Here is a 4,545-nt window from a genome sequence, read left to right on the forward strand (position 1 = left end):
ACCAGAACACTGACTCTATCTCCCATCGGCCGTAGCGGGCTGCTCACGATCGTCTGAATTCAGTGCTCACGATCGCGCGAAATCGATGCTCACGATCCGTGAAATCCGCACGCTGACGCTCGAACAGATCGATGCCGGGCTCGTCAGCGCCTTCCTTGAGCATCTTGAGGACGAGCGCAAAAACGCGGCCGTGACGCGCAACGTTCGCCTGGCGGCGATCAAGTCGTTCTTCCGCTTCCTCGAGTACCGGCAGCCGGCGGCGCTCGAGCAGATCCGCCGTGTACTGGCGATCCCGTTCAAGAAAACTGACACGCGCCTGGTACCCTACCTTCTGCGCGAAGAGCTCAAAGCCGTGCTCGACGCTCCCGATCCGGCGACACGCGATGGCATCCGCGATCGCGCAATGCTGCACGTGGCCGTCTGCGCAGGGCTGCGCGTCTCCGAACTGACGGGCCTCAAGGTCGATGACATCGACCTGCCTTCGATGAGCATCCGCGTGCTCGGCAAGGGACGCCGGGAGCGGACGCTGCCGTTGTGGAAGCCGGCGGCTGCTGCACTGCGTGCCTGGCTGGCCATCCGCGGGCAGGTCGCGACACCCGAGGTGTTCGTCAACGCCCGTGGTGAGCCGCTGAGCCGATGGGGCTTTGCCTATCTGCTCAGGCAGCACGCCGCGACTGCGGCTCGCAAGCAGCCCGGTCTCGCCAAGAAACGCGTCTCGCCCCACGTGCTCAGGCACACCTGCGCGATGGTCGTTCTGCAAGCGACCCGGGACATCCGGAAGGTGTCGCTGTGGCTGGGCCACGCTACGCTGACGACCACCGAGGTCTACACGCGCGGCGATCCAACCGAGAAGCTCGATGCGATGGAGGCGATCGTGCCGCCCCACCTGCGGCGCGGCGTCTTCCAGCCCACCGACCAGCTGATCGAACTCCTCAGGCGTACCTCGTAATGGAGAGCGGGGTTGGCGGTGATTGGTGCAGGAGCGCGATCAAATTGCCGCCAGCTCCCCATTACTGGCTTTGCCCATAAGGCAAGTAATGGGCATCACCCATTACTTGCCGCAACCGGCACTGTCCGAAGTGTCAGGGGAGAGCCCGAGCCGCGTGGCTCGCCGCGCGTCAAGCTGACCTGCTTCCGGTTCCCTATTTCCACGTCGTCTTTACACTTCCCGCACCGATCGCCGCGATCGCTTTCCAGAACAAGGCTGTCGTCTATGCCATCCTGTTCAAGGCTGCCGCCGAGGCGATGACGACGCTCGCCGCCAATCCACGCCGGCTCGGCGGTGCGATCGGCGGCGTCGCCGTCCTCCCCACCTGGGGACAGGCGCTGATGCATCATCCCTACGTCCATTGCGTCGTTCCGGGTGGCGGCCTCTCGCCCGATGGCGCGCGCTGGATTGCTTGCCGACCGAACTTCTTCTTGGCCGTCAAACCGCTGTCCAGACTATTTCGCACACTTTTTCTCAAACGTCTGTCGGCAGCCTTCAACTCCGGTGCCTTGCGTTTCTTCGGCGATCTCGGAGCTCTGGCCGAGCCGGCTGCCTTTGCGGCCCATCTCGACGCCATGCGACGCATCAACTGGGTTGTTTACGCCAAGCGGCCCTTCGGCGGGCCCGCACAGGTGCTGGCCTATCTCGGCCGCTACACCCATCGCGTCGCCATCTCCAACAGCCGGCTCGTCGCCCTCGACGACGATCAAGTCACCTTCTCATGGAAGGACTACCGCCAGAACAGCGCGACAAAGATCATGAAGCTCAAGCCCGACGAGTTCATCCGCCGCTTCCTTCTTCACACGCTGCCCGATGGCTTCCATCGCATCCGCCACTTCGGCTTCATGGGCAACGGTCATTGCGCTGCCAAACTAGCCCTTTGCCGCAAACTTCTCGATCGTGAGCGGACAGCGCCAAACGATGGCGAGCCATCGCCTGTGGATTCGGACGCTCTGACGTCGGCCAAGGTTCCCGCCTGTCCTGATTGTGGTGGCGTCATGCGCATCATCGAGCGCTTTCGACACAGCTGCAGCCGCTCCAACCCTCGAACCCCACCGTTCCGATGCGACACATCGTGAGCCAGTTCGTGCCCTGCACGACGATCATCATTCCCAGCGTCTCGATCATCGCCGACGCTGTCGAAGCCGTGCGCTCACACCGCGCGACGACAACCATTCAATGTAGCGGCCCATCGATCGCGACCACCTGCAAAACGCTCCCGGTCTCAAATTGCCGCCGATGCGCAACCAGCACGTCTCCGCTTCAGATACACAGTCTGCCGATAGCTGCTTGCGATCTCGAACAATCCCCATAGCCTCACCACCGTGCCCACCCTTCCGCGCCTTCGTTCAATCCGGCTTCAATGAGGTCGCGTCACAGGCGTCTGCCGTACGTTCACGTCTGCGCGACCTCACAGAACCCTCCAGATTCCCAAATCAGGCCGGTTTTGATTCAAGGTGCCTGCTGGCGAAGGAGGCTGGCAAGGTATGGCGCTAGCTCTTTCTATTGATTTGCGCAAGCGTGTGGTCGCTGCCGTCGCGGGCGGCATGTCGTGTCGAGAGGCTGCGGCGCACTTTCGAGTGGGCGTGTCGAGCGCGATCCGGTGGGTGGCGCAAGCTCGAAGGACAGGTGAGGTGACGCCGAAGCCACAGGGCGGCGATCGACGTTCGCGGGCGATCGAAGGGCAGGCTGAGCGCATCCTCGCACTGATAGCGGCCAAGCCCGACAACACGTTCTGAGGAACTGAAGGCGGTGCTCGCCGCCGATGGACACACCTTCAGCGTCTCCGCGTTGTCACGCTTCTTCCAGCGTCGGAAGATCACGCTCAAAAAAAGACCGTATATGCCACTGAGCAAGAGCGGCCGGACGTCCTGAAGAAGCGGGAAGAGTGGAGCGACGGCCAGATTGGCCTCGATCCTGCCAAGCCCATCTTCATTGACGAGACATGGGCGTCGACCAACACGGCGCGCATGCGCGGGCGTGCGCCCCGTGGCCAGCGGCTGCGGGCCTCCATCCCGCACGGCCATTGGAAGACGACGACCTTCGTTGCAGGCCTGCGCCTGTCGGGCATGGTAGCGCCAATGGTTCTCGACGGGCCGATCAACGGGCTCGCCTTCCAGGCTTATGTGGACCAGGTGCTCGTTCCAGAATTGCGGGAAGGTGACGTTGTCGTCATGGATAATCTCGGCAGCCACAAGGGTGCAGGCGTCCGCGCAGCTCGATCGGCCGATATCTCAACTTCCATAACAGCAGGCGTCTCCATTCGGGTCTTGACGGCAGCACGCCGGATCAAGCCTACTTCACCCCGCTGCCACTCCGCATGGCGGCCTAACCCCGGCAGAGGCTCCACCTATCGACGCGGAAACTCTGTTCAGACTCTCTCATGGACATTCTGCGCGATGTGATCGGCCTCCTTGCGATCCTGACGGTGCGCAGATCCTCGTCGCTGCCCGCGCCTTCCGTCAGCCGACTCACGAATTTCCTGGGCATGAATCGCCTTGAGCATGTAGCTCACCTCGCGAACCTTATTGATGCTTCTTGCTTTCGCAAATTCGGCGGTCAGGAACTGCTGCCGCCAGCGCAGGGTACTCACATCTCGTAGACCGCGAACATTACGTCGCATGTCAAAGTCATAGCATTCTCGTCGCAAACGCGACCTCATTTGTTGTTGGTGCGGCTCCAGGGCATAAGGCAACTGCGATTGGCGATTGGCAGACAAAATCCGAGTGACCCAACAGGGCAAGAAAAACAGATCCCAGAAACGAAAGGCCGGCGCGATGGCAGGCTCCACCATCTTGTCATAGCTTGCTGCGCCTAACTAAAAGGCCGAAGCGAGGCATTCAATTATGCTGTCGAACAGCGTTCTTTGACGTAGTTGGCACGGTCTTTGATAGCTGCTGCCCACACAGAAAGGGAGACAACAATGAAGACCGATATGTCAGCCTATGGCGTAACGGAACTAACTCCTCAAGAAGCATCTGCAACTTCGGGAGGTTGGTTGTGGACGATTGTGGCAGTGTTGGCGGGCCTAGCGGCATCCATCGCCGCTGGCGGCCTCTTGCCTAAATCTTGAAGCCAAGAAAGCGAATGTGGTCCTAGCTGTCGCGGGATGCTGCCGCGCCTGTGCGTTTTGAACGGCAACTCTAGAAGCGGGCTTGGTCGTATGGAGCCGAGTCAATCGAGCGTTCCTATAGCGGCACGTGTGGCTGCCAAGCCACGTGTGGCTGCCAAGCTAGGCGCTGAGCGGGCGCGTTCACTGACAGGTGCAGATTGTCGCGCCTGCTCGCAATTAGGCGGCGCTGAACGAGGCAGACTGAGGAGTCTTGGGTTCTCACTCCACAGTTGGCACGACTCTTGAGTCCTCCTTCGTGCGGCCGCCAGAGCGGTCGACCGGCATCACTGAAAGGAGAAAAAAATGAAGACGGATGTGTCAGCGTATGGTGTAACCGAGCTATGGCTGATTTTGGGTGACGCGGCCTGATCAGGCGGCGTGGCTTTCAGTGTTCGGAATGACTTCGATTCCGTCGATGAACTTTACACCGGCGATGACTTTCGGC

At 61.1% G+C, this 4,545-nt stretch carries 3 protein-coding genes and 3 pseudogenes; all 6 read left to right on the top strand.

Annotation, left to right across the window (positions count from 1 at the left end; genetic code table 11):
* Positions 1-85: 85 nt before the first annotated feature.
* The 6 genes and pseudogenes from QJT78_RS48830 (at position 86) to QJT78_RS48855 (ending at position 4,061) form a co-directional block, all read left to right on the top strand.
* Complete coding sequence (locus QJT78_RS48830) at positions 86-949, top strand: tyrosine-type recombinase/integrase (RefSeq protein ID WP_049810221.1); 864 nt, start codon at positions 86-88, stop codon at positions 947-949.
* Between the two features lie 104 nt (positions 950-1,053).
* A pseudogene (locus tag QJT78_RS48835) lies at positions 1,054-2,067 on the top strand (IS91 family transposase); the annotation flags it as partial.
* A gap of 408 nt (positions 2,068-2,475) precedes the next feature.
* Positions 2,476-3,186, top strand: a pseudogene (locus tag QJT78_RS48840) (IS630 family transposase); the annotation flags it as partial.
* A gap of 14 nt (positions 3,187-3,200) precedes the next feature.
* Positions 3,201-3,320 (top strand): annotated as a pseudogene (locus QJT78_RS48845) (IS3 family transposase); the annotation flags it as partial.
* Positions 3,321-3,371: 51 nt separating this feature from the next.
* Positions 3,372-3,590, top strand: coding sequence for a hypothetical protein (locus QJT78_RS48850; RefSeq protein ID WP_038945717.1), 219 nt, complete (start codon positions 3,372-3,374; stop codon positions 3,588-3,590).
* A 321-nt stretch (positions 3,591-3,911) separates the two neighbouring features.
* Positions 3,912-4,061: a hypothetical protein gene (locus QJT78_RS48855; RefSeq protein ID WP_155258805.1), complete on the top strand. Its 150-nt coding sequence runs from the start codon at positions 3,912-3,914 to the stop codon at positions 4,059-4,061.
* The last annotated feature ends 484 nt before the right edge of the window (positions 4,062-4,545 follow it).

It is taken from the genome of Bradyrhizobium sp. Mp27, assembly GCF_029953005.1.
Taxonomy (GTDB): Bacteria; Pseudomonadota; Alphaproteobacteria; order Rhizobiales; family Xanthobacteraceae; genus Bradyrhizobium; species Bradyrhizobium barranii.

Coding starts and splice junctions, on each gene's coding strand:
- QJT78_RS48855 (WP_155258805.1), top strand. CDS start 3,912: ATGAAGACCGATATGTCAGCCTATGGCGTAACGGAACTAACTCCTCAA.
- QJT78_RS48830 (WP_049810221.1), top strand. CDS start 86: ATGCTCACGATCCGTGAAATCCGCACGCTGACGCTCGAACAGATCGAT.
- QJT78_RS48850 (WP_038945717.1), top strand. CDS start 3,372: ATGGACATTCTGCGCGATGTGATCGGCCTCCTTGCGATCCTGACGGTG.